The organism is Paenarthrobacter sp. 10L420 (assembly GCF_056395385.1).
In genome coordinates, this window is the sequence record NZ_JBFTJK010000014.1 from 65,658 (window position 1) to 85,769 (window position 20,112).

At 61.4% G+C, this 20,112-nt stretch carries 21 protein-coding genes and 2 tRNA genes; 20 read left to right on the top strand and 3 right to left on the bottom strand.

The window, feature by feature from the left end; genetic code table 11:
* Positions 1-125: 125 nt before the first annotated feature.
* From obgE to AC1DD5_RS18350, 8 genes are all read left to right on the top strand, one after another.
* On the top strand, positions 126-1,712 hold the full coding sequence (gene obgE, locus AC1DD5_RS18315) for a GTPase ObgE (protein WP_477522355.1): 1,587 nt from the start codon (positions 126-128) through the stop codon (positions 1,710-1,712).
* The gene (proB, locus tag AC1DD5_RS18320) at positions 1,702-2,880 is read left to right on the top strand and encodes a glutamate 5-kinase (protein WP_442018411.1); all 1,179 of its coding nucleotides are present in this window, start codon (positions 1,702-1,704) and stop codon (positions 2,878-2,880) included. The genes obgE and proB overlap by 11 nt, the downstream gene beginning before the upstream one ends.
* Entirely contained in the window at positions 2,877-4,241 is a 1,365-nt protein-coding gene (locus AC1DD5_RS18325) for a glutamate-5-semialdehyde dehydrogenase (protein WP_477522356.1), read from the top strand. The genes proB and AC1DD5_RS18325 overlap by 4 nt, the downstream gene beginning before the upstream one ends.
* Positions 4,242-4,323: 82 nt before the next feature.
* Complete coding sequence (locus AC1DD5_RS18330) at positions 4,324-4,563, top strand: hypothetical protein (RefSeq protein ID WP_224090660.1); 240 nt, start codon at positions 4,324-4,326, stop codon at positions 4,561-4,563.
* Between the two features lie 4 nt (positions 4,564-4,567).
* Complete coding sequence (gene nadD / locus AC1DD5_RS18335) at positions 4,568-5,254, top strand: nicotinate-nucleotide adenylyltransferase (protein WP_477522386.1); 687 nt, start codon at positions 4,568-4,570, stop codon at positions 5,252-5,254.
* Between the two features lie 7 nt (positions 5,255-5,261).
* On the top strand, positions 5,262-6,413 hold the full coding sequence (locus AC1DD5_RS18340) for a hypothetical protein (protein WP_477522357.1): 1,152 nt from the start codon (positions 5,262-5,264) through the stop codon (positions 6,411-6,413).
* 58 nt (positions 6,414-6,471) lie between these two features.
* Positions 6,472-6,876, top strand: a complete 405-nt coding sequence (gene rsfS, locus AC1DD5_RS18345) for a ribosome silencing factor (protein ID WP_442006133.1) — start codon at positions 6,472-6,474, stop codon at positions 6,874-6,876.
* Between the two features lie 104 nt (positions 6,877-6,980).
* Positions 6,981-7,053, top strand: a tRNA-Ala gene (locus AC1DD5_RS18350).
* Between the two features lie 78 nt (positions 7,054-7,131).
* Here AC1DD5_RS18350 and AC1DD5_RS18355 read toward each other — a convergent pair.
* Positions 7,132-7,722: a ScbR family autoregulator-binding transcription factor gene (locus AC1DD5_RS18355; protein ID WP_442018414.1), complete on the bottom strand. Its 591-nt coding sequence runs from the start codon at positions 7,720-7,722 to the stop codon at positions 7,132-7,134.
* Between the two features lie 384 nt (positions 7,723-8,106).
* Between AC1DD5_RS18355 and AC1DD5_RS18360 the strand changes: the two genes are divergently transcribed.
* Positions 8,107-8,179: transfer RNA gene (locus AC1DD5_RS18360), tRNA-Ala, on the top strand.
* A gap of 94 nt (positions 8,180-8,273) precedes the next feature.
* On the opposite strand, the gene AC1DD5_RS18365 is transcribed toward AC1DD5_RS18360, so the two are convergent.
* Positions 8,274-8,651, bottom strand: a complete 378-nt coding sequence (locus tag AC1DD5_RS18365) for a cupin domain-containing protein (protein WP_477522358.1) — start codon at positions 8,649-8,651, stop codon at positions 8,274-8,276.
* 211 nt (positions 8,652-8,862) lie between these two features.
* Here AC1DD5_RS18365 and AC1DD5_RS18370 point away from each other — a divergent pair, with 211 nt between their 5' ends.
* From AC1DD5_RS18370 to AC1DD5_RS18390, 5 genes are all read left to right on the top strand, one after another.
* Complete coding sequence (locus AC1DD5_RS18370; protein ID WP_477522359.1) at positions 8,863-9,993, top strand: class I SAM-dependent methyltransferase; 1,131 nt, start codon at positions 8,863-8,865, stop codon at positions 9,991-9,993.
* Positions 9,994-10,201: 208 nt separating this feature from the next.
* Positions 10,202-11,401 (top strand): ROK family transcriptional regulator, encoded by a 1,200-nt coding sequence (locus AC1DD5_RS18375; protein ID WP_431115445.1) that lies wholly within the window; start codon positions 10,202-10,204, stop codon positions 11,399-11,401.
* A 32-nt stretch (positions 11,402-11,433) separates the two neighbouring features.
* Complete coding sequence (locus AC1DD5_RS18380; protein ID WP_442018418.1) at positions 11,434-12,789, top strand: extracellular solute-binding protein; 1,356 nt, start codon at positions 11,434-11,436, stop codon at positions 12,787-12,789.
* A 38-nt stretch (positions 12,790-12,827) separates the two neighbouring features.
* Positions 12,828-13,697 carry a carbohydrate ABC transporter permease gene (locus tag AC1DD5_RS18385; protein WP_477522360.1) on the top strand — a complete coding sequence of 290 codons (870 nt, stop codon included), beginning with the start codon at positions 12,828-12,830 and terminating at the stop codon, positions 13,695-13,697.
* Positions 13,697-14,512, top strand: coding sequence for a carbohydrate ABC transporter permease (locus tag AC1DD5_RS18390; RefSeq protein ID WP_477522387.1), 816 nt, complete (start codon positions 13,697-13,699; stop codon positions 14,510-14,512). Before AC1DD5_RS18385 ends, AC1DD5_RS18390 begins: the two co-directional genes overlap by 1 nt.
* Here the strand turns inward: AC1DD5_RS18390 and AC1DD5_RS18395 are convergent.
* A complete protein-coding gene (locus AC1DD5_RS18395; RefSeq protein WP_442006678.1) occupies positions 14,509-14,712 on the bottom strand; it encodes a hypothetical protein in 204 nt (67 codons plus the stop codon). The genes AC1DD5_RS18390 and AC1DD5_RS18395 overlap by 4 nt on opposite strands.
* Before the next feature lie 105 nt (positions 14,713-14,817).
* On the opposite strand from AC1DD5_RS18395, the gene AC1DD5_RS18400 reads away from it, so the two are divergent.
* The 6 genes from AC1DD5_RS18400 to AC1DD5_RS18425 are packed head-to-tail and all read left to right on the top strand — an operon-like array spanning position 14,818 to position 19,919.
* Positions 14,818-15,825 carry an AAA family ATPase gene (locus AC1DD5_RS18400; protein ID WP_477522361.1) on the top strand — a complete coding sequence of 336 codons (1,008 nt, stop codon included), beginning with the start codon at positions 14,818-14,820 and terminating at the stop codon, positions 15,823-15,825.
* Positions 15,826-15,835: 10 nt separating this feature from the next.
* Positions 15,836-16,759, top strand: a complete 924-nt coding sequence (locus tag AC1DD5_RS18405) for a DUF58 domain-containing protein (RefSeq protein WP_477522362.1) — start codon at positions 15,836-15,838, stop codon at positions 16,757-16,759.
* Positions 16,749-17,219 carry a hypothetical protein gene (locus AC1DD5_RS18410; protein WP_477522363.1) on the top strand — a complete coding sequence of 157 codons (471 nt, stop codon included), beginning with the start codon at positions 16,749-16,751 and terminating at the stop codon, positions 17,217-17,219. Before AC1DD5_RS18405 ends, AC1DD5_RS18410 begins: the two co-directional genes overlap by 11 nt.
* On the top strand, positions 17,210-18,193 hold the full coding sequence (locus AC1DD5_RS18415; RefSeq protein WP_477522364.1) for a vWA domain-containing protein: 984 nt from the start codon (positions 17,210-17,212) through the stop codon (positions 18,191-18,193). The genes AC1DD5_RS18410 and AC1DD5_RS18415 overlap by 10 nt, the downstream gene beginning before the upstream one ends.
* Positions 18,190-19,212, top strand: a complete 1,023-nt coding sequence (locus AC1DD5_RS18420; protein ID WP_477522365.1) for a vWA domain-containing protein — start codon at positions 18,190-18,192, stop codon at positions 19,210-19,212. The genes AC1DD5_RS18415 and AC1DD5_RS18420 overlap by 4 nt, the downstream gene beginning before the upstream one ends.
* Positions 19,209-19,919 carry a hypothetical protein gene (locus tag AC1DD5_RS18425; RefSeq protein WP_477522366.1) on the top strand — a complete coding sequence of 237 codons (711 nt, stop codon included), beginning with the start codon at positions 19,209-19,211 and terminating at the stop codon, positions 19,917-19,919. Before AC1DD5_RS18420 ends, AC1DD5_RS18425 begins: the two co-directional genes overlap by 4 nt.
* The last annotated feature ends 193 nt before the right edge of the window (positions 19,920-20,112 follow it).

The following is a 20,112-nucleotide window of genomic DNA, read 5'->3' on the forward strand; positions in this document are numbered from 1 at the left end:
TCTGAACCGGTGGAGCGGGCCAAACGGCCCGCTCCACCGTTCTTTTAACCGCATTACAATCGATTAGGGCGTCTATGGCGCTCTGATTTATGCAACAGCGCTGGCAACAGCAAGAGGAGATTCACGTGGCGAGCTTTGTAGACCGGGTAGTCCTGCACGTATCCGGCGGAACCGGCGGCCACGGCTGTGTCTCTGTTAAGCGCGAAAAGTTCAAGCCGCTAGGCGGGCCTGACGGTGGCAATGGTGGCAATGGTGGCGACGTCATCCTTCGGGTGTCTGCGCAGACCACCACCCTGCTGGATTATCACCACGCCCCCCACCGCCATGCCACCAACGGTGGCCCTGGCATGGGCGATTGGCGCGGCGGCAAGAACGGCGAAACCTTGATCCTTCCCGTGCCGGACGGCACTGTGGTGAAGACCAAGGACGGCGAAGTCCTGGCCGACCTCGTTGGCGAGGGCACGGAGTATGTTGCGGCTGCAGGTGGCCAGGGAGGCCTCGGAAACGCCTCACTTTCCTCCCAGAAGCGCCGCGCGCCAGGCTTTGCGCTGCTTGGCATCGAGGGCGAATCCAGTGACATCGTCCTGGAGCTGAAGTCCATCGCCGATATCGCCTTGGTCGGATTCCCTTCAGCTGGAAAGTCCAGCCTCATTGCAGCGATGTCAGCTGCCCGGCCCAAGATTGCCGATTACCCGTTCACCACCCTCATTCCCAACCTTGGCGTCGTCCAGGCCGGCGACATCCGCTTCACCATCGCCGATGTTCCCGGACTGATCGAGGGCGCCAGCGAGGGCAAGGGCCTTGGCCACAACTTCCTGCGCCACGTCGAGCGCTGCGCAGCACTGGTTCACGTCCTGGACTGCGGCACTTTGGAATCGGACCGTGATCCCCTCTCCGATTTGGCCATCATCGAGGCGGAACTGGAAAAGTACGCCGTTGACATGAGCTATGCCGGCGTCGACGGCGAAGTTGTGCCGTTGAACGAACGCCCCAAGCTTGTTGTCCTGAACAAGGTGGACCTCCCTGACGGCAAGGACATGGCTGAGTTCGTTCGTCCGGAACTCGAATCACGCGGCTACCGGGTCTTCGAAGTCTCGGCCACCAGCCATGAAGGCCTGCGCCAGCTTGGCTTCGCCATGGCGGAGATCGTCAAGGCTGCACGGGACGCCGTTGAGACTGCGCCTCCCAAGATTGCCCCGCCTGTCCTTCGTCCCCGCGCCGTCAACGAGAGCGGCTTCCGCATCCGCCGCGAGGAAAAGAATCTCGAACCGTTGTTCCGCGTCCTTGGCGAGAAGCCTGTCCGCTGGGTCAAGCAGACCGATTTCACCAACGAGGAAGCCATTGGCTACCTGGCTGATCGTCTGGCCAAGCTTGGCGTCGAGAATGAGCTTTTCAAGGTTGGTGCCAAGCCTGGCGATACCGTGGTCATCGGTGAGGACGATGGCGTGGTCTTCGACTGGGAGCCCACCATGATGGCCGGTGCCGAACTGCTGGCTACTCCCCGCGGTACCGACATCCGCGTCGCCGACATCGGCGACCGTCCCACGCGTTCACAGAAGCGCGATGAACAGCTTGAGCGCCGCGAAGCCAAGGCTGCTGCCCGCGCCGAATTGGAAGCCGAGCGCAAGGCAGGCATCTGGACTGAGTCCGTCAGCCGCCGTCGTGCGCAGCCTGTGACGGAAGGCACCCTGGATACCGGTGATGACGACTAGGACCGTCGAAATTCCGAACGAAGAGGTTCTTGAACGCCAGGCCCTGGCCACCGCCAAGAGGATTGTGGTCAAAGTGGGCTCGTCCTCGTTGACCAGTATCAAGGGTGGCATCTCCGAGAAATCGCTGACGTCGCTGGTTAATGCGTTGGCGGACAAGCGAAACGCAGGCACTGAAATCATCCTGGTTTCTTCGGGTGCTATTGCAGCCGGCCTTGCTCCCCTGGGGCTGGCCAAGCGCCCGAAGGATCTTGCGACGCAGCAAGCCGCGGCAAGCGTGGGGCAGGGCCTCTTGATGGCGCGCTATACGCAAGCTTTCAGCGCTCACGGCGTCACGGTCAGCCAGGTCCTGCTGACGGCTGATGACCTCATGCGCAGGACGCAGCACACCAACGCGTTCCGGGCCCTGGATCGCTTGCTGAATCTTGGTGTCGTTCCGGTCGTGAATGAGAACGACACCGTCGCGACCCACGAGATCCGCTTTGGCGACAATGATCGCCTCGCGGCTTTGGTGGCCCACCTGGTCCGCGCCGACGCGCTCGTGTTGCTCTCCGACGTCGACGCCCTCTATGACGGTCCGCCCTCCCATGGGGCCAAGCGGATCGCCTTGGTTCGCGGTCCCCAGGACCTCGAAGACGTGACCATTGGCAAGGCGGGCAAAGCAGGTGTGGGCACCGGCGGCATGATGACCAAGGTGGAAGCCGCTTCCATCGCGGCGGGCTCGGGCATCCACGCCTTGGTGACGTCCACGGCGAACGCTGCGGCAGCCCTTGCGGGGGAGGACGTGGGAACGTGGTTCGCCGTGAACGGCAACCGCAAGCCCGTTCGCCTGTTGTGGTTGGCCCATCTGGCAACGGTTCACGGGCGCTTGATGCTCGATGACGGCGCGGTGAAAGCCGTGCGCGACCGGCACAGGTCACTCCTTCCTGCGGGCATTTCGGACATCAGCGGTGATTTTGAAGCAGGTGACCCCGTGGAAATGGTGGCCTTGGACGGGACCGTCGTGGCGCGTGGTCTGGTGAACTATTCCTCGGAAGAGCTTCCCCGCATGCTTGGTCGCAGCACACAGGAGCTCGGACAGGCGATGGGCAGGGGTTACGACCGCGAAGTTGTTCATGTTGACGACCTCGTACTCCTTCAGGCCGTCCGCTCATCTAAACTTGGAACATGACTGAAGCGCTGACCCCTGACGCCCCTGTGATTTCCGACGTTACCGGTGCCGCCGGCCCGACGCCGGAGACCCCTGTGGCAGGCGGCGTTCCGTTGTCACCGGAGGACGTCCAAACCGCGGTATACGCCATTGCAGACCGCTCCCGCAAGGCTGCCCGACGCATGGGACAGGCCAACCGGGCATGGAAGGATAGCGCCCTGCGTGCCATCGGGACCGCCCTTCAGGAGCGCCGGAAGCACGTGCTGGACGCAAACGCGAAGGACGTCGCCGCAGGCCGCGCCAATGGTACGTCTGCCGCACTCCTGGACCGGCTGACACTTACAGCTGCGCGCATTGATGGCTTGGTTGCGGCTTTGGAGAACCTGGCTGGCCTGCCGGATCCTGTCGGAAACGTAGTCCGCGGCCAGACCCTTCCCAACGGCTTGCGCCTGCGCCAGGTCAATGTTCCCATGGGCGTTGTTGCCGCTATTTATGAAGCGCGCCCCAACGTCACGGTGGATATTGCCGGACTGGCACTCAAGAGCGGGAACGCCGTCATCCTGCGCGGCGGTTCAGCAGCTGCGAACACCAACGAGGCCTTGGTGCAGATCCTTCGCGAAGCTCTGGACTCGGTAGGCCTGCCTGCCGATGCCGTGCAGACCGTGGACCAGTACGGCCGTGAGGGCGCCAACGTGCTCATGCGTGCCCGTGGCCGCGTTGACGTCCTGATTCCCCGCGGCGGACGGGACCTTATCCAGACTGTCGTGACCAACTCTGCCGTGCCCGTTATTGAAACCGGTGAAGGCAACGTGCATATCTTCATCGACGAATCAGCAAACGAAGAGATGGCCGTTGACATTCTTTTGAATGCCAAGACACAGCGTCCCAGTGTCTGCAACACCGTCGAGACCCTCCTCGTTCACTCGGGCTCCACCGCGTTGCCTGCCGTTGCAGCCGCACTCCGCTCTGCCGGAGTCACGCTCCACGTGGATGACCGAATCGCCGCTGCCTTGGGCAAGGACGTGGAAACCGTTCCGGCCGACGACGACGATTGGGCCACCGAGTACATGGACCTGGACCTCGCTGTGGCCATGGTGGACAACCTTGATGATGCCGTTAATCACATCCGGAAGTGGACCACTGGACATACCGAAGCGATCCTGACGAACAACCTGGCCAACGCCGAAAGATTCATCGCTGAAATCGACTCGGCCGCCGTCATCGTCAATGCTTCCACGCGTTTCACCGACGGCGGTGAGCTCGGGCTCGGAGCAGAAGTGGGCATTTCCACCCAAAAGCTGCACGCCCGCGGGCCCATGGGCCTTACGGAACTGACCACTACCAAGTGGATCGTCCAGGGCGAAGGCCAGATCCGCGGCTAGCTACGCGGTAACATAGAACAGAAGTCCGGAACGGCGGGGAGTCCCGCCGTCGAAAATCCTTGAGAACCAACTAGGGGAGAAGATGCTGTTTCAGCAGATCGCCACGTCCATAGCAGCCCAAACAGAAGGCGGCCACGAAGCGCCCGCCCCGCTCTGGGCCGAGCCGTGGGTCTTCGGAGTCAGCATGTTTGCTCTCCTGCTGGTTTTGATGTTCGTTGCTCTCTCCTACACCAACCTCGGCAACCGTCACGAGGCTGTCGAAGAGCACTCGGACCCGCACCGCCAGCACCCGAACAAGCACACCCACAAGCAGGGCCACTAACATTATCGCCGCAACTCCGCGCGGGGAGTCGGAGCGCAGGCTCCGGCTGGGCGTGATGGGTGGAACTTTTGATCCCATCCATCACGGCCACCTTGTGGCTGCAAGTGAGGTTGCCGCCAAGTTCGATCTCGACGAAGTCGTTTTCGTGCCTACCGGCCAACCTTGGCAGAAGTCCAGCAAGCAGGTCAGCAAACCCGAGCATCGCTACTTGATGACCGTGATCGCCACGGCGTCAAACCCGAGGTTCACGGTGAGCCGGGTTGATGTTGACCGCCCCGGACCCACTTACACCATCGACACCCTGCGCGATCTAAGGGCCCAGCGACCCGACGCTGATCTGTTCTTCATCACCGGCGCCGACGCCTTGGCCCAGATTCTGTCCTGGAAAGACGTTGACGAACTCTGGTCTTTGGCGCACTTCGTTGGTGTCACGCGCCCTGGCCACGAACTGGACGGCATGGGCAGGGAAGACGTCAGCCTCCTGGAAGTTCCAGCTATGGCGATTTCTTCAACGGATTGCCGAACCCGGGTAGGTGCCGGGAACCCCGTCTGGTACCTCGTGCCCGATGGCGTGGTGCAGTACATCGCCAAATATGGTCTATACGCCGCGCACTCCGGGAGCGCGCGGCCAGGGACAGGGGAGCTGGCCCCCGCACTATCCGGATCAGACGACCAAGCACGTACTGAATGAGTTTTGAATGAGCAGCCAGGAACAGCGACCCATCCGCAGCAGGCGTGAGCTTCGCCGCGCCCGCGAAGAGAATCAAGAGCCGCAGGCGGAAGCTACACCACCCCAGGTAGTGGACGCAGCGGAAAATGCTGTAACTGGTCGTAATCGCCGTGCTGCTGACGCGCCCGTAGACGCAGTGGGTGCCGCCGCGCAGGAGCGCTCCTCCCAGATCCGCGCCCGCGACCGCGCAGCCTTGCGCACCATCAAGGAGCTGGCAGACAAGGAAGAGCAGCTCTCCGGCGGCGGCCCACCAACACGTCGGCAGCTTCGCCTGCAGCAACTCCAGGCAGAAGTAGCCACGTCTGCCAACCCCATTGTTCCCATACCTTCCGGAAAGCCAGCCGATGAACCGACTGACAAACCGGTTGCTGCCAAGGCCGCCCCAGCGCAAGATGCGGGCGCCAAGGGTTCCGACGACGATTCGGCAGCCAGCGCTGGTACCGCAGAATCTGAAATGTCTGTGGAGCAGGCACTCGCGGTACGTGAACTGATTGCTGCCCAGGTCCAGAATCAAACCGCCAAGCTTGAGCACATTGCCGAGCAAGATCCACTGGCTGTCGATCCAGAAGTCCTCGCCCAGCAGATTGCCCTTGCCGAGCGTGCTGCTGTGTTGAACAAGCGGGCCGCGGCCAAGCAGAAGCTTGCCGAACAGAACCAAGCCGAAGCAAAGGTGCCAGCTGCAGCCTCGGTCGGCCCGTCCACTGCCAACAACCTTGCCATGGTCACGCCGCTGGAGTTCGTCAAGGTTCCGGGCATTGAACGCCCGGTCATGAAGCGTCCCAGCACCACGTTCGTGCCGCTCGTGACGTCGTCGGGTCCCACGCTTGATAGCGCGAAGGCCCCGGCCAGCGGAAAGGGCACACGTGGCCGTTCGGGTGTTCTCGCGCGTGCCGAGGCTGTGGCAAGGAACGCGCGGAAGCGGCCTGTCGCCGTCGACGAACAGCTTGAAGAAACGCAACGCCCGCCGGTTTCTGCCAGTGCGGCCTATGGGCTTGACCCCCTGGACGCCAACACGGCCGGCTTGGCCCGGGCACAGCGCAACAGGCTGCTGCAGCTCGGCGTTCTGGCGTTGGGTGTTCTCGCGCTCATCGTCGGCATCATCATGATCACCAGCGGCTAGTTTCGCTAGAACCCGGCTAACGCCATTTACAGGCCACTGGCCACAACAAGGAGTCCCCGTGTCTGCACATGAACAATCCATCACCCTCGCCCGTCACGCCGCGCGTGCTGCGGCCGACAAACTGGCAGAGGACATCGTTGCCCTCGATGTCAGCGAACGTCTGGCCCTGACTGACATCTTCCTCATTGCCTCTGCGCCCACAGAACGCCAGGTCAACGCAATCGTTGATGGCATCGAGGAAGAGCTGATGAAGCAGGACCTTCGCCCGGTGCGTCGTGAAGGACGATCCGAGGGCCGCTGGGTGCTTTTGGACTACGCTGACATCGTCATCCACGTCCAGCATGCCGAGGACCGTGTTTTCTACGCGCTGGAGCGCCTTTGGAAGGACTGCCCTGTAGTTGACCTTGAACTCGGGGATGACGCCTCGGCAAAGGCCGCGCCAGCAGGGGAATCAGAACTCTAAACATGGGCCGGCATCCGAATATGCCCGATTTGGAATTTTCGGAATCGCTGTTCTAAGATATTTGAGTTGCTTCGGCGTGAACAGCTTTGAAGCAGCAAGGATATGGGGCTGTGGCGCAGCTGGTAGCGCACCTGCATGGCATGCAGGGGGTCAGGGGTTCGAGTCCCCTCAGCTCCACTCTTGAGGTTCTGCCCTTCTTCGTGATGAAGAAGGGCAGGGCCTTTTTTGTGTGGCTTTCGCCCTGGCTGCGACCTGCTAGGCGCCAGCATCCGCTTCGATGGCTGGCAGCATGAATTCCCACATCTCGTCAATGCGGCGAAGTACGTCCGAGCGGGCATTGAGGACGTTGGAAACCATCTGGACTCCGGTGAAGGAAGCAACCAGGTAGCGGGCAAAGGCGGCGGGATCCAGCATGGTCCGAACGGTCCCCTCGTCCTGGGCTTTGCGAAGCAGTTGCTCCACCGTTTCAATCCAGTCCTGGTAGGGGCCCGAGATATCGGCATCAAACGCGGATGCTTCGAACGTCAGGCGGATTCCGCCCTGGACAATCGCTTCGTCCAGCAATTGCCTGCCAAACATCCTGCAGAGCGCAATGATCTTCTCCAGGGCAGGCATGCTTGAGGCCACAATGCCAGCACCCGCCGCGAGGACCAACGCATGCTGCTCCTGGATGACGGCCAAGGCGAGCTCCCGCTTGGACGTGAAGTGGAAGTACAGTGCTCCCTTGGTCACTCCGGCACGCTTGGTGATGTCGCTCAGGCTTGCGTTGCCGTATCCAACTTCTGCGAAGACATGGGCGGCGCCTTCAATGACGGAAAGGCGGGTGTCTTTCGCACGTTGCTGCATGGAGGGTGGGGAGCCTCTCAGTTATTCCGAGGTGTGGTGGCAAGCAAAAACGCGCCGCCGGACCCCACTACGCTACCACCGTGCCTAAATTCAGGTCGCTAAAACCGACTGGACGGTTTGGTTTATCCTTCCCATGATTCTAGACTTCAGATGGAGTCGCCGGTCCGGACCGGAGGGACTCCCGTGCAGCCGTTGGGGGGAGGTGCGGTGGAGCAATCCAGCGCACCCCGGCTGCGGCGTTACGAGTTCAGCAGGGCGGAAATACCCAGAATCCCGGTGATGGGGATCACTCTCCTGTGATTTCGCTTCTCGGGGGATTGTGGTTAGTATTGACGAGTTGCTTCGGCGGGAAGGGAAATCTTCCTACGGAAATCAACAAAATCCGGGGCTGTGGCGCAGCTGGTAGCGCACCTGCATGGCATGCAGGGGGTCAGGGGTTCGAGTCCCCTCAGCTCCACTTCGGATAAAAGACCCCGCTCGGGTGAGCGGGGTCTTTTGCTTTCTGGTTCCCTTGAGGGATGCCTGCCTTAGCGGGTTAGGAGGCCGGATTCCTACTCCGGACGGACGCCGAACTCGGCTGCACTGAGGAATTCGATGCCTTGGAACGGCTGATCGCCTACCACCCGGGCATGGTGTCCCGGTGGGATCGAGTAGGAATCACCGCCGGAAATGCTGACCTGCCCACCATCATTGGTTTCCACCTCGAGGGAGCCGGAGACGCAGAAGCCTACATGGCTCAATTGGCAGGAGTCTGTTCCGACTACTGGTTTGATGCAGTCGTCCCATGTCCAGCCGGGTTCAAAGGTGGTTCGGCCGATTGTGTAGTCTCCGACAGTAACGATCTCAACCGTTGTCTTGTCCGGACTGCGCGTTTCATCGGGGGAGTTAAGTGACTTCACTTGGAGTTGCGTGACAACATTGACACTCATGGTTTGCTCTCAGGGAGGGAGCCGGTTAAGTGCGGTCCCGTGGCCTGGCTCTGCGGTTGGGCGGGACCGGTGCCTGCTGCCGTCAGGGTATGGGTTCGCCATCCGACGCGACAACAGGTGCTTGGAATGCTGCATCATCCACATTCCTCCGAAGCCAGCATGAAGTCGAGACACTAAAGCGAACGAATTTAAGGAAAGCGAGAACGCGATCGTGACCGTACAGGAACTGGAGTCGCTGTTCGGCGCGCTTCGTAGGTTCCCCGATGTCGAGGCGGACAACCTTCAGGCATATGACGCCACAGACAGGCTGTTGCTTCAGGCGGCCTCGGATCATATCCGGTCGGAAACCAAGGTTGTTGTCATCGGCGACCGGTATGGTGCCCTGACGCTGGGCGCTTTGGCCGGGACCGGCGTCGGGCACGTCCGCGTTAATCAAGATCTCTACACCGGCAGGCTTGCGCTGCAGCGCAATGCGGAAGCAGTTGGCCTGCAGGGACGGTTCAGTTCCCACGAATTGGGTGCTGAACTCCTGGAGGGGGCCAATCTGGTGCTCATGCAGTTGCCGAAATCGCTGGCGGAGCTGGAGGAAAACGCCGACGCCGTTGCCCGCTACGCAGCGCCGGATGCGGTCCTGCTCGCGGGGGGCCGCGTCAAGCACATGTCCCTGGGTATGAATAAAGTGCTGGACCGTTATTTCTCATCTGTGCAGCCGCAGTTGGCCCGGCAGAAGTCCAGGGTACTGGTGGCCAGCAATCCCAAACCGGTTTCGAGCGAGCCTCCCTACCCTGTGGTGGAGCAGTTGCCGGAATTGGGGATCACGGTTTGTGCTCATGGTGCTGCATTTTCCGGTGCACGCCTGGATATCGGAACCAGGTACCTCCTGACCTTCCTGGACAGGATGCCGCAAGCGCGACGGGTGGTGGATCTGGGGTGTGGGACCGGCATTCTTGCCACGATGTTGGCACGGCACCAGCCGAAGGCGAGCCTGGTAGCAACTGATCAGTCGGCGGCGGCCGTGGCATCAGCTACGGCCACGGCAGCTGCCAATGGACTGGAAGACCGGATTTCCGTGATCCACGACGACGCCTTGTCAACGTTTGATGCAGGCAGCGCGGATCTTGTCCTGTTGAATCCACCTTTCCACCTTGGAGCCAGCGTGCATGCCGGCGCTGCCCTGAAGATGTTCGAGGCGGCTGCCCGCGTTCTCGCGCCTGGCGGCGAGCTGTGGACTGTGTACAACAGCCATCTGCAGTACCGGCCGGCCCTTGAGCGGCTCATTGGCACCACCGTGGAGGAAGGCCGGAACCCGAAGTTCACGGTGACTCGGAGTCGTCGTGGATGAGCCGGTCCCGCGCTTCACGGCGGGAATTTAGTGTCATCGTTACCAAGCCCTGACACCGTTGCCTGCGTGTGCGCATACCCGTGTGAGCATGGGTATCGTACGATTCAGACAAAGACGAAGTACGATGATGTTTTTTCGAAAACGACTAGGGGAATCAGTGACTGAGATCCGGCAGCCCACACCGAGGCGCGGAACGAATCTACCCCGCATGGGTGACTTTAATCTGACGGTCATCCTGGAGGCGATCCGGCGGTCCTCGGGAGGGCTCAGCCGTGTTGAACTCGCACAGATTGTTGGACTGTCCCCGCAAACCATCTCCAATATTTCCCGTCGCCTGCTTGACCAGCACTTGATTGTGGAGGCAGGCAAAGAGGGTACTGGCCCAGGCAAGCCGCGGACCATCCTGCGGCTCAATCCATCGGGCATGTATGCGGTAGGCGTCCACCTTGACCCTGCAGTCATCACCTTTGTTGTTCTGGATCTCCTCGGCGACGTCGTCAGGCATTCGCGGATGGCTACTCCCGGTGGAGACCCCGCCGCGGTGATCACGAGCATCGCCCAGCAGATCAAGGTCCTCATTGAGGAATCGGGCGTTGATGCATCCAAGATCGCGGGGCTCGGTGTAGCCGTCCCGGGGCCAATCGACCTCGATGAAGGTTCCGTCGTGGAGCCTCCGCTGTTGACTCGATGGAACCGTGTGCGTATCCGCGAAGCCCTCACAGAGGCCACGGGCCTGGAGACGCTGGTGGACAAGGACGTAACGAGTGCTGCGGTGGCCGAAACCTGGGCCGGCGGGGCCAGCGGTGCCGGCAGTTTCGTCTTCATGTATATGGGCACCGGTATTGGCTGCGGCATTGTCCTGAACGATGAAGTGGTCCGTGGAACGTCCGGCAACGCGGGCGAAATCGGCCATATCATCGTTGATCCGATGGGGCCCCAGTGTGACTGCGGGCTCCGTGGTTGCGTGAAGTCCTCGTGTATCCCACAGGTCCTGGTGGCTGAGGCCGAGGCGGCCGGTGTGCTGGACAGCCATGGCGAGGACGCAGATGGGCCGCAGGTACAGGAACGTTACGCCTTGTTGTGCGACAAAGCCGATGCGGGCGACGAAAAAGCCATCGCCATTCTTGATAAGTCAGCCACTCTTGTGGCCCGTGCTGTCTCGGTGGTGACCAACACCCTTGACGTGGAACGCGTTGTTTTTGGTGGTCCTTTCTGGGGGCGGATGTCAAAGTACTTCCTGGAGCGTGTTCCGGGCCTGATTGCTGAAAACAGTGCGGCCCGCATGATCCACGGTATTGAAGTTGTGGGTTCCGGAGTGGGTGAGGATGTGGGCGCCATTGGTGCGGCCTGCCTCGTGCTGGAGCACACGCTGGCACCACGCGCCCAACGGCTCCTGCTGGAGGGCTAACTACTCCGCCACGTCGACTCGATTGGAGCATAATGCGCCGCCCCATGAGGTTTGCCACCGTCCTTCCCGTCGTAGCCGCTCTTCTCGCTGCAACCGCTTGTTCCTCGACGCCGCCTACTGCCGAGAACAAGACCCTGAAGATCGTCTACCAGAAATCCGACTCCTTCACTGCCCTGGATACCGTGATGCAGGACGCCAAGAAAGAATTCGAGGCAGCCAACTCTTCGGTGACGGTCAATCTCGAACCGATCCAAGCCAACGATGACGACTACGGCACCAAGCTCGCTCTGGCCCAGCGATCCCCGGACACCGCGCCGGACGTCTTCTATGAGGACACGTTCAAGGTGCGCTCCGACGTCGACGCCGGTTACCTCCTGAAGCTGGACAGCTATCTGGAAAAGTGGGATGACTGGTCCCAGTTCAATGAAGCGGCCAAAGCTGCAGGCCGGGCCGACGACGGAGGTATTTACGCGGTGCCTCTGGGCACTGACACGCGTGCTATCTGGTACAACAAGGCAGTGCTGCAGAAGGCCGGAATTCCTGTTCCGTGGCAGCCCAAAACGTGGGAAGACATTCTCTCCACGGCACGTGCCATCAAAGCCTCGGACCCAACCGTGATTCCCTTCAACATGTACGCCGGCAAGGGTACGGGCGAGGGAACCGTCATGCAGAGCTTCTACGAACTCCTCTACGGGACTGACAGCACGCTGTACGACGAAAAGGAAAAGAAGTGGGTAGTCGGTTCCCAGGGTTTCACTGACTCGCTGGCTTTCCTGAAGACCCTCTACGACGAAAAACTCGCAACTAGCCCGGCTGAAGCCCTCGACGCCAATGTCTGGAAGAAGGTCTTTGGCGAGTGGTTCCCGCAGGGCAAACTGGGGGCAACCGTGGAAGGCTCCTACACGCCGTCGTTCTGGCAAAAGGGCGGTCCCTATGAGTGGGCAGGCTACGAGCAGGACATGGGCGTGGCCATGTTCCCCACGCGGAACGGACAGGAACCGGGTGGCGTCAGTATGTCCGGTGGATGGACCCTTGCAGTTGGTGCCAAGAGCAAGAACGCTGAGCTGGCGTTCAAGTTCCTCACCACCGCGCTGAACAAGAAGAATGCCTTGGCCTTTGACGTTAACAACTCCCAGATAGCGGTCCGCACGGATGTTGCCAAGGAATCGAGCTACGTTTCGGCGAATCCGTTCGTCAAGGACGTGTCGGAATTGGTGAAGGTGACGCATTACCGCCCAGCCACCGCCGATTATCCGAGGATTTCGACGGCGGTCCAGGTAGCCACCGAGTCTGTCATCACCGGAAAGCAAAGCCCTGAAGATGCCGCAGCCGAGTATGACGCCACGGTGCGCAAGGTTGTTGGCGATGACAAGGTCCTGGACAGATGACGGGCATGAGATGACATCAAAGAAATGACAGCAGCGAAATGACGATTCGCCGCTACCTGCGGCTCCTGCCGGTCGTTCCGTCCGTTCTCTTGCTCTTGTTGTTCCTGCTTGCCCCGGTGGCCTGGTCCTTTTATGCGTCTTTTACCAATGCCGCACTTTCAGGCCGGGCTGCCCGGGATCCACAATGGGTGGGGCTGGAGAACTATGTCCGGATGTTCAGCGATGACTCGTTTCCACTGGCGGCATGGCTGACTGTTGTTTTCGTCGCGGCCTCAGCCGTGTTCGGCCAGAACGTGCTCGGCCTATTGATCGCCCTGCTCATGACGCGCTCACGTAAGGCAGTTTCCTCGTGGGTGGGAACGGCGGTGGTAGCCGCCTGGGTACTTCCGGAGATCGTGGCTGCCTTCGCGGCCTACGCCTACTTCAACCGTGACGGCACACTGAATCAGATGCTGGCCTTCTTTGGCGGGCAGGGGCCGGACTGGTTGTACACGTTCCCGCTTGTCGCGATTATCCTGGCGAACACGTGGCGGGGAACGGCGTTCTCCATGCTTGTATACAGGGCCGCCCTCGCGGACGTTCCGCAGGATGTCTCGGAGGCTGCCCTGATGGATGGGGCTCAAGGCTGGCAGCGCCTGGCATTCATTACGTTGCCATTGATCAGGAGCAGCATTGCCACCAACCTGATGCTGATTACGCTGCAGACGTTGGCCGTGTTCACGCTCATTTGGGTGATGACGGCCGGCGGCCCAGCCAATGCCAGTACCACCTTGCCGGTGTTGGCCTACCAAGAGGCCTTCAAATTCGGGGATATTGGCTATGGGACGGCCATTGCCTCGGTATTGATCGTGTTGGGAGTGGTCTTCGGCGCTGTCTACGTGCGCCTGCTCAAGGAGCAGAAGTCGTGATGTCCAAGCCGCGGCTGGCGGCAGATGTTGCCTTGGCCGTGATCGGTTTGTGCTTTGTGGCGCCGTTGCTCTGGTTGCTGCTGGCCGCCGTCGATCCTCACGCGGGCTATCAGACGGCGGTGCCGTCGGCGCCTTCGATGGATAATTTTGGTGCGGTGTTCACGCCGGAATTGTTGTTCCAGCCCTTGACCAACAGTTTCCTTCTCTCGGCCGGAACAGCGGCGGTCAACCTGGTGGCAGCAGTCCTTGCTGCGTATCCGCTGTCCCGCTACCAGTCCAGGTTCAACAAGCCGTTCATGTACTCGGTCCTTTTCGGGACGTCGTTGCCCGTGACTGCCATTATGGTGCCCGTCTACGGATTGTTCGTCCAGCTCCAGTTGCTCGATTCCATGATGGCCACCGTATTCTTCATGGCTACAACCACCCTGCCCATGGCCATCTGGATGATGAAGAACTTCATGGACTCCGTTCCTTTGGAAGTGGAGGAGGCGGCATGGATGGATGGCGCCTCAAGCATGGCGGCCTTACGCACCGTCGTGCTGCCTCTTATGAGGCAGGGACTGGGCGTGGTATTCATCTTTGTTTTCATACAGGCATGGGGAAACTTCTTCGTCCCGTTCATCCTGTTGCTCTCCACAGCCAAGCAACCAGCGGCAGTGTCCATTTTCAGCTTCTTTGGCCAGCATGGCGCCATAGCCTATGGGCAGCTGGCGGCGTTTTCCATCCTGTACTCAGTGCCGGTGTTGTTGCTGTACGTGCTGGTATCCCGGAGCGTGGGGAGCTCCTTCGCGTTGTCCGGCTCGGTGAAGGGCTAGTCGATGTCCTCGACTATTTCGCCGTAGGGTATCGATTCATCCAGATGAGCCTGGTGCCCGGTGGGGCCTGTGTTGTAGATAATCCGGACTCCATGCCTTTGGTCTGCGGCGGACTGCAACAGAACTGGGCGGACGGCGTCGATGACGCGCTGGCTTTGGCCGTTGAGGTACTGCTCATAGCGGACTGGTAGCTGAGGCATGGCAAAAGAATAGACCTCAGAAGCCCGCATGGGGAGGTCTCCCCATTGCAAGCTTGTTCAGGGGAGGCTTGGATAGAGTGATTCACGCCAGCGAGGGGACCACGAGTGCTTCAGAACACAGCCACGACCGGAATCCATGCACCGGACTTGGCCCGTGCCCAGCAGCTCGTCGGCAGCATTATCCGCAGCTTTGAGACCAAGGTGGTGGGCCAGTCGAGGCTCCAGGAGACGCTGGTGATCGGCCTCCTGACCGGCGGACATGTCCTTTTGGAGAGCGTTCCGGGTCTGGCCAAGACCACAGCGGCGCAAGCTCTTGCGGAATCAGTGAGTGCGGATTTTCGCCGGATCCAATGCACTCCGGACCTGTTGCCCAGCGACATCGCGGGCACCCAGATATTTGATGCGGCCAAAGGCACGTTCGTCACCCAATTGGGACCGGTTCACGCGAACATTGTGCTGCTTGATGAGATCAACCGTTCCAGCGCCAAAACGCAGAGCGCCATGCTGGAGGCGATGCAGGAACGGCAGACGTCCATCGGTGGCGAGTCCTATCCTCTGCCCGAGCCCTTCCTGGTGCTGGCAACGCAAAACCCGATTGAGCAGGAGGGAACCTACCGCCTTCCGGAAGCACAGATGGACCGCTTCATGCTCAAGGACGTCCTGGACTATCCGAGCCCGGCGGAGGAAGCCGAAGTCATCAGGCGCATAGATGCCGGGGTGTTCAGCGCAGCGCAGAAGCCACCGGCGGCCGCTTCCCTTGACGCCATTGTCAAGGTGCAGGAACTCGTCAAGAGGGTTTACGTTGATCCTGCCATCATCAGGTACATCGTTGGCCTGGCCTATGTGACCCGTCATGCTTCCCAATACCTGGAGCCACGTTTGGCCAACCTCATCGAGTTTGGTGCAAGTCCGCGCGCGAGCATTGCCTTCAGCCAGGCGGCGAGGGCGTTGGCACTCTTGAGCGGGCGGGATCACGTCATTCCGGAGGACGTCAAGAAACTGGCCCACAGGATCCTGCGTCACAGAATAGTGCTCGGGTTTGATGCCGTGGTTGAAGGGGTCCCCGTGGAAACCATCATTGATGCAGTGCTCGCGTCCGTGCAGACGCCGTAGCGGTCACCGCATGCCAAGCCTGCTCCGACGCGTGAAGTCGAAGATGTTCATCTTCGCCCATCGCAGGACCCTCACCCTTTTGGATGGCGAATACGGTTCTGTCTTCAAGGGCCGCAGCTTGGACTTCGATGAATTGCGCTCGTACGTACCCGGCGACGAAGTCAGGGACATTGATTGGAAAGCCACTGCCCGCCACGGATCACCACTGGTCAAGCGCTATGTGGCCGTCCGCCGTCATTCGGTGCTGTTGCTCGTGGACACAGGACGGAACATGGCAGCCCATGCCGCCTCCGGTGAATCCAAGAAGGAGATTGCCGTTGATGCTGCCGGCGTGTTGGGCTATCTCGCCTGCAGGCACGGGGACGACGTCGGACTCCTGCACGGCTCGGCCGTTACCTCGCGCTACCTCCCGCCCCAGGGCGGTGAAGAGCACTTGGAGCGGCTGCTCCGGGAACTGGATGCGCGCATTTCCCTGGGTGGGCCGGCGAGCGCCATCACCGAGCAACTCGACTATGCGCTCAGGTTCTTGAAGGGCCGGCTGCTTGTTGTCGTTCTCGCCGATGAGTTTAAGCCCGACCACCGCACGGAAACTCTGCTGCGGCGGCTGAGGGCCCGGCATGAAGTCCTTTGGCTTACTATCCTTGACGCTGAGTTGGCCAAGGAGGGCCATCCGACGCCCACGCACGAGGCTAGCTTCGACGTCGGGAGTGGGCAGCGGATCCCTGCGCCGTTGGCGGGGAACAGTGTTGTTCGTGCCGCATACGCCACCGCCATGCGGAAACGCGCGGAGGAGCGCAGCGCCTTCTTCCGCGGGCTCGGCATTGCTGAGCAGGCGGTTAGTGCCACAGGCGACGTCCTCCCGGCGGTGTTCGCGCTCCTGGAGAGGCACCGCTCGGGCGCGAAGTCCGCCAAGGGTAGCACCCGTGCAGGATGACGCGGGCTTCTACGCACCCCTTCAATATCAGCAGCTGTGGCTATGGCTGGGCTCGGTGCTGCTGCTGCTCGTAGCGTGCTGGTACGGGTGGATCCTGTGGCCCGTCCGCAAAGCCACACCAAAAACTCCGGCAAGGTTGCATGGGGGGTCACACGATCTGGAAACGCTGCGGGCCGGGTGCCTGTCAGCAATAGATACCCTCGAAAGAGAGGCCGACGCCGGCCGCCTCCCCGGGCGCGACGCCCACCAGCGACTCAGCCTCCTCGTGCGGGAATTTGCGGGTGCAGCAACAGGCCTTCCGGCCACTTCCATGACACTGGAGGAATTGCGCGGCAACGGACTGGATCAGTTCGCCGTGGGTATCGCTTTGATCTACCCCAACGAATTCGCGCCCGTAGCCATGCAATCCGTTCGGGACTCCGCAAAGACCGCACGCCAGGTGGTACAGGCGTGGAGCTGACGTACTGGTGGATTCTTCCCCTCGCCGCCCTGGTTGTGGTGATAGCCGCCGGACGGTTGATCCGGCGTCGACCACAAACGGGCAGGCCAGTGGCACACGGCGAGCGCCTCACTGAGCTTCCCGAATACCAAGATGCTCTGCGGCGCTACAAGGCCACGTTGGTCCTCGCCATGGTCTTGGGTGGGTTGTTCCTGGCGGCCACAGCCACAGCAGCGGCAAGACCCGCCCAGCGCACCATGGAACAGCCCGAAATCCGGAACCGGGACATCATCCTCTGTCTGGATGTTTCAGGATCCATGACCAGTACGGATGCCGCCATCACCAAGGTGTTCCAGGAACTTGCCGGGGAATTCGATGGCGAGCGCATCGGCATGGTGATTTTCGATAGCAGCAGCGTCCAGCTGTTCCCGCTGACAGACGACTACGACTACGCCGCGGAACAGCTCCTTGCAGCTCAGAAGGCCCTGGACAGCGGGGCGGGATCCTTCTTCGACGGAACATGGAACGGGGGAGGATCGTCCCTGATCGGCGATGGCCTGGCATCCTGTGTACAAGGCTTCCCGGACGTCGAATCGGAGTCCGGCAACGCCAAGCGCTCGCGGTCTGTTGTGCTGGCGACCGACAACTTCCTCTCCGGTGACCCCATCTTCACCCTGCAGCAGGCCAGCGACTTGGCCCGCAGCAAAAACGTCAAAGTGTATGCACTGAACCCGGGCGACTTTGACTACGGAGATCAAGCTGATCAGCCAGGCGTCCAACTCAGGGCGGTTGCCGAAGGAACCGGGGGCAGCTACTTCACCCTTGACAGTCCTGACGCGGTGCCCGGGATCGTCCAGAAAGTGCAGGAGACCGAAGTCAGCAGCTACCTGGCCGCGCCCCAGGTTGCCGTGAGCGATAGTCCGGCGCTGCCGCTTGGGGTTGCGCTGCTAACAGGTGCCGGCATGGTGATCCTGGGATGGAGGCTGAACTCATGACCCTGGAACCAATTATTCCGTGGCCATTCCTCGCTACCCTGGGTGTCGCTGTCATAGCCTTCACCCTGTGGACCATCCTTCGCAGGCCAGGACCCGGCAGCACTGGACCACAAGGGTCGGTGCGGCCAGCCGCCATCCGGGGCGCCGCCGTCGTGCTTCTGGTCCTCGCCGCGCTGCGACCGGGGTGGCCAGGCAGTGAAGCGAGGACCGCGGTCGCGGACGTTGATGTATTTTTCGTCGTCGATACCAGCACCAGCATGGCCGCTGAGGATTACAACGGCACGGGCACCCGCTTGTCAGGGGCCACGAACGACGTGATGGCGATCGCCAAGGAACTGGCGGGAGCCAAGTTTTCCCTGATCACCTTCGATAACAAGGCGACCGTCCGCATGCCGTTGAGCCAGGACGCCACAGCGCTCCAAACCGCCATGACAACATTGCAGCCGCAAAACCCGCGGTACGCCAACGGCAGCAGCATCACCGGCGCGGGAGGGTTGCTCAAGGACAGACTCGCGGCCGCCAAGGAGCAGCACCCAGGACGTCCAGCATTGGTCTTCTACGCCGGGGACGGCGAGAACACGGCCGCCGAGGCACCAATGCCGCTGCCGGTGGATGCGAACAGCGTAAGTGGGGGAGCGGTGCTGGGTTACGGGACAGGGCAAGGTGGCCGGATGAAAGACCCCTCGGACACCGAAGCCGGGTACGTACAGGACAAGGGCTCGGGCCAGGACGCGGTGTCCAGGATCGATGAAGGGCAACTGAAAAACATCGCAGCACAGCTCCATGTCCCATTTGTCCACCGGACCGGGTACCAACCCACGGCTGACATGCTTGCCAAAGCCCGGCCCGGCGCCCTCACGCCTACCAACAACGATGGACCCGGCCGCGTGGAACTCTACTGGCTCCTGGCGCTCGCAGGCTTCCTGCTGGCCCTTCACGAACCCCTGCGTCATCTGACCACGCTGCGGGAAGTACGGGGTCAAAGCTTGCCCCCGAAAACCAAGGAGCCAGTGGCATGAATCATGCACGACGCCGGAGACGCCGACTTGCGCTGTGGTCCGCCCCGCCGGCCCTGCTGGCGCTCGACGTGGCAGCGAAACTCCTCAGCGTAGGTGCCTTGGGCGGGTATGCAGCACACGCGTTCGGAACAGACGATCAGGATGGTGCAGCCAGGGCCGCTTCCTGGCTGCAGGTTGCAAACCTGTTCGAGCCGCACAAAGCGTACTTTGCATCCGGCGACGCCCATGTTCTGGCCGGCGACTTCTCGGCGGCACGGAAGGACTTCGAGGCGGCGTTGGATGCCGGTGCCGACACTGATGAATGCCGAGTGCGGGTAAATCTGGTGTTGAGCGTCGAGAAGCTGGGCGATGCTGCCCTGTCCGCTGGGAGTAAGCCAACGGCAGCCACGTTGTTTCGTGAAGCATTGGACGTCATCGAGTCCTCACCTGCACAGTGTGCGCAGGAGGGTCCCGGAAATTCGTCAGGGGAGGGAAAGGCCCTGGACTCAGCGGCCGATCGGCTCAAAGCCAAGATAGCGGCGGACTCCGGCGGCACGGCCGAGGGGGAGAAGCAAGCCAAGGATTCGCTGTCCGAGCAACCGCAGGAGCAACTGCAAAAGCTCGGGGAGAGCGCGCGGCAGGCCCAACGGGAGCGGGCAGAAGGGCAGGAACGCGAGGAGTACCTGCACGGCCCCGAGAATGACGCGGGCGTAGACAGGCCGTGGTGACGGTTTCCACGGCACCTTTTGGCGAACAAAGTTCACAAATCCTTCTTCACGGATCGTAAAACTGCGTCTTAATTCGGTGGTCGAGTTGAACCCCTCGATGCCCACGACCTAGAGTCATAAACAAGTTACCGCGGTAACGTGTCAGCGATCCTCCGTTGGATCCGCCCCGCAAGGGCGGTGAGGAGGGTGTGGG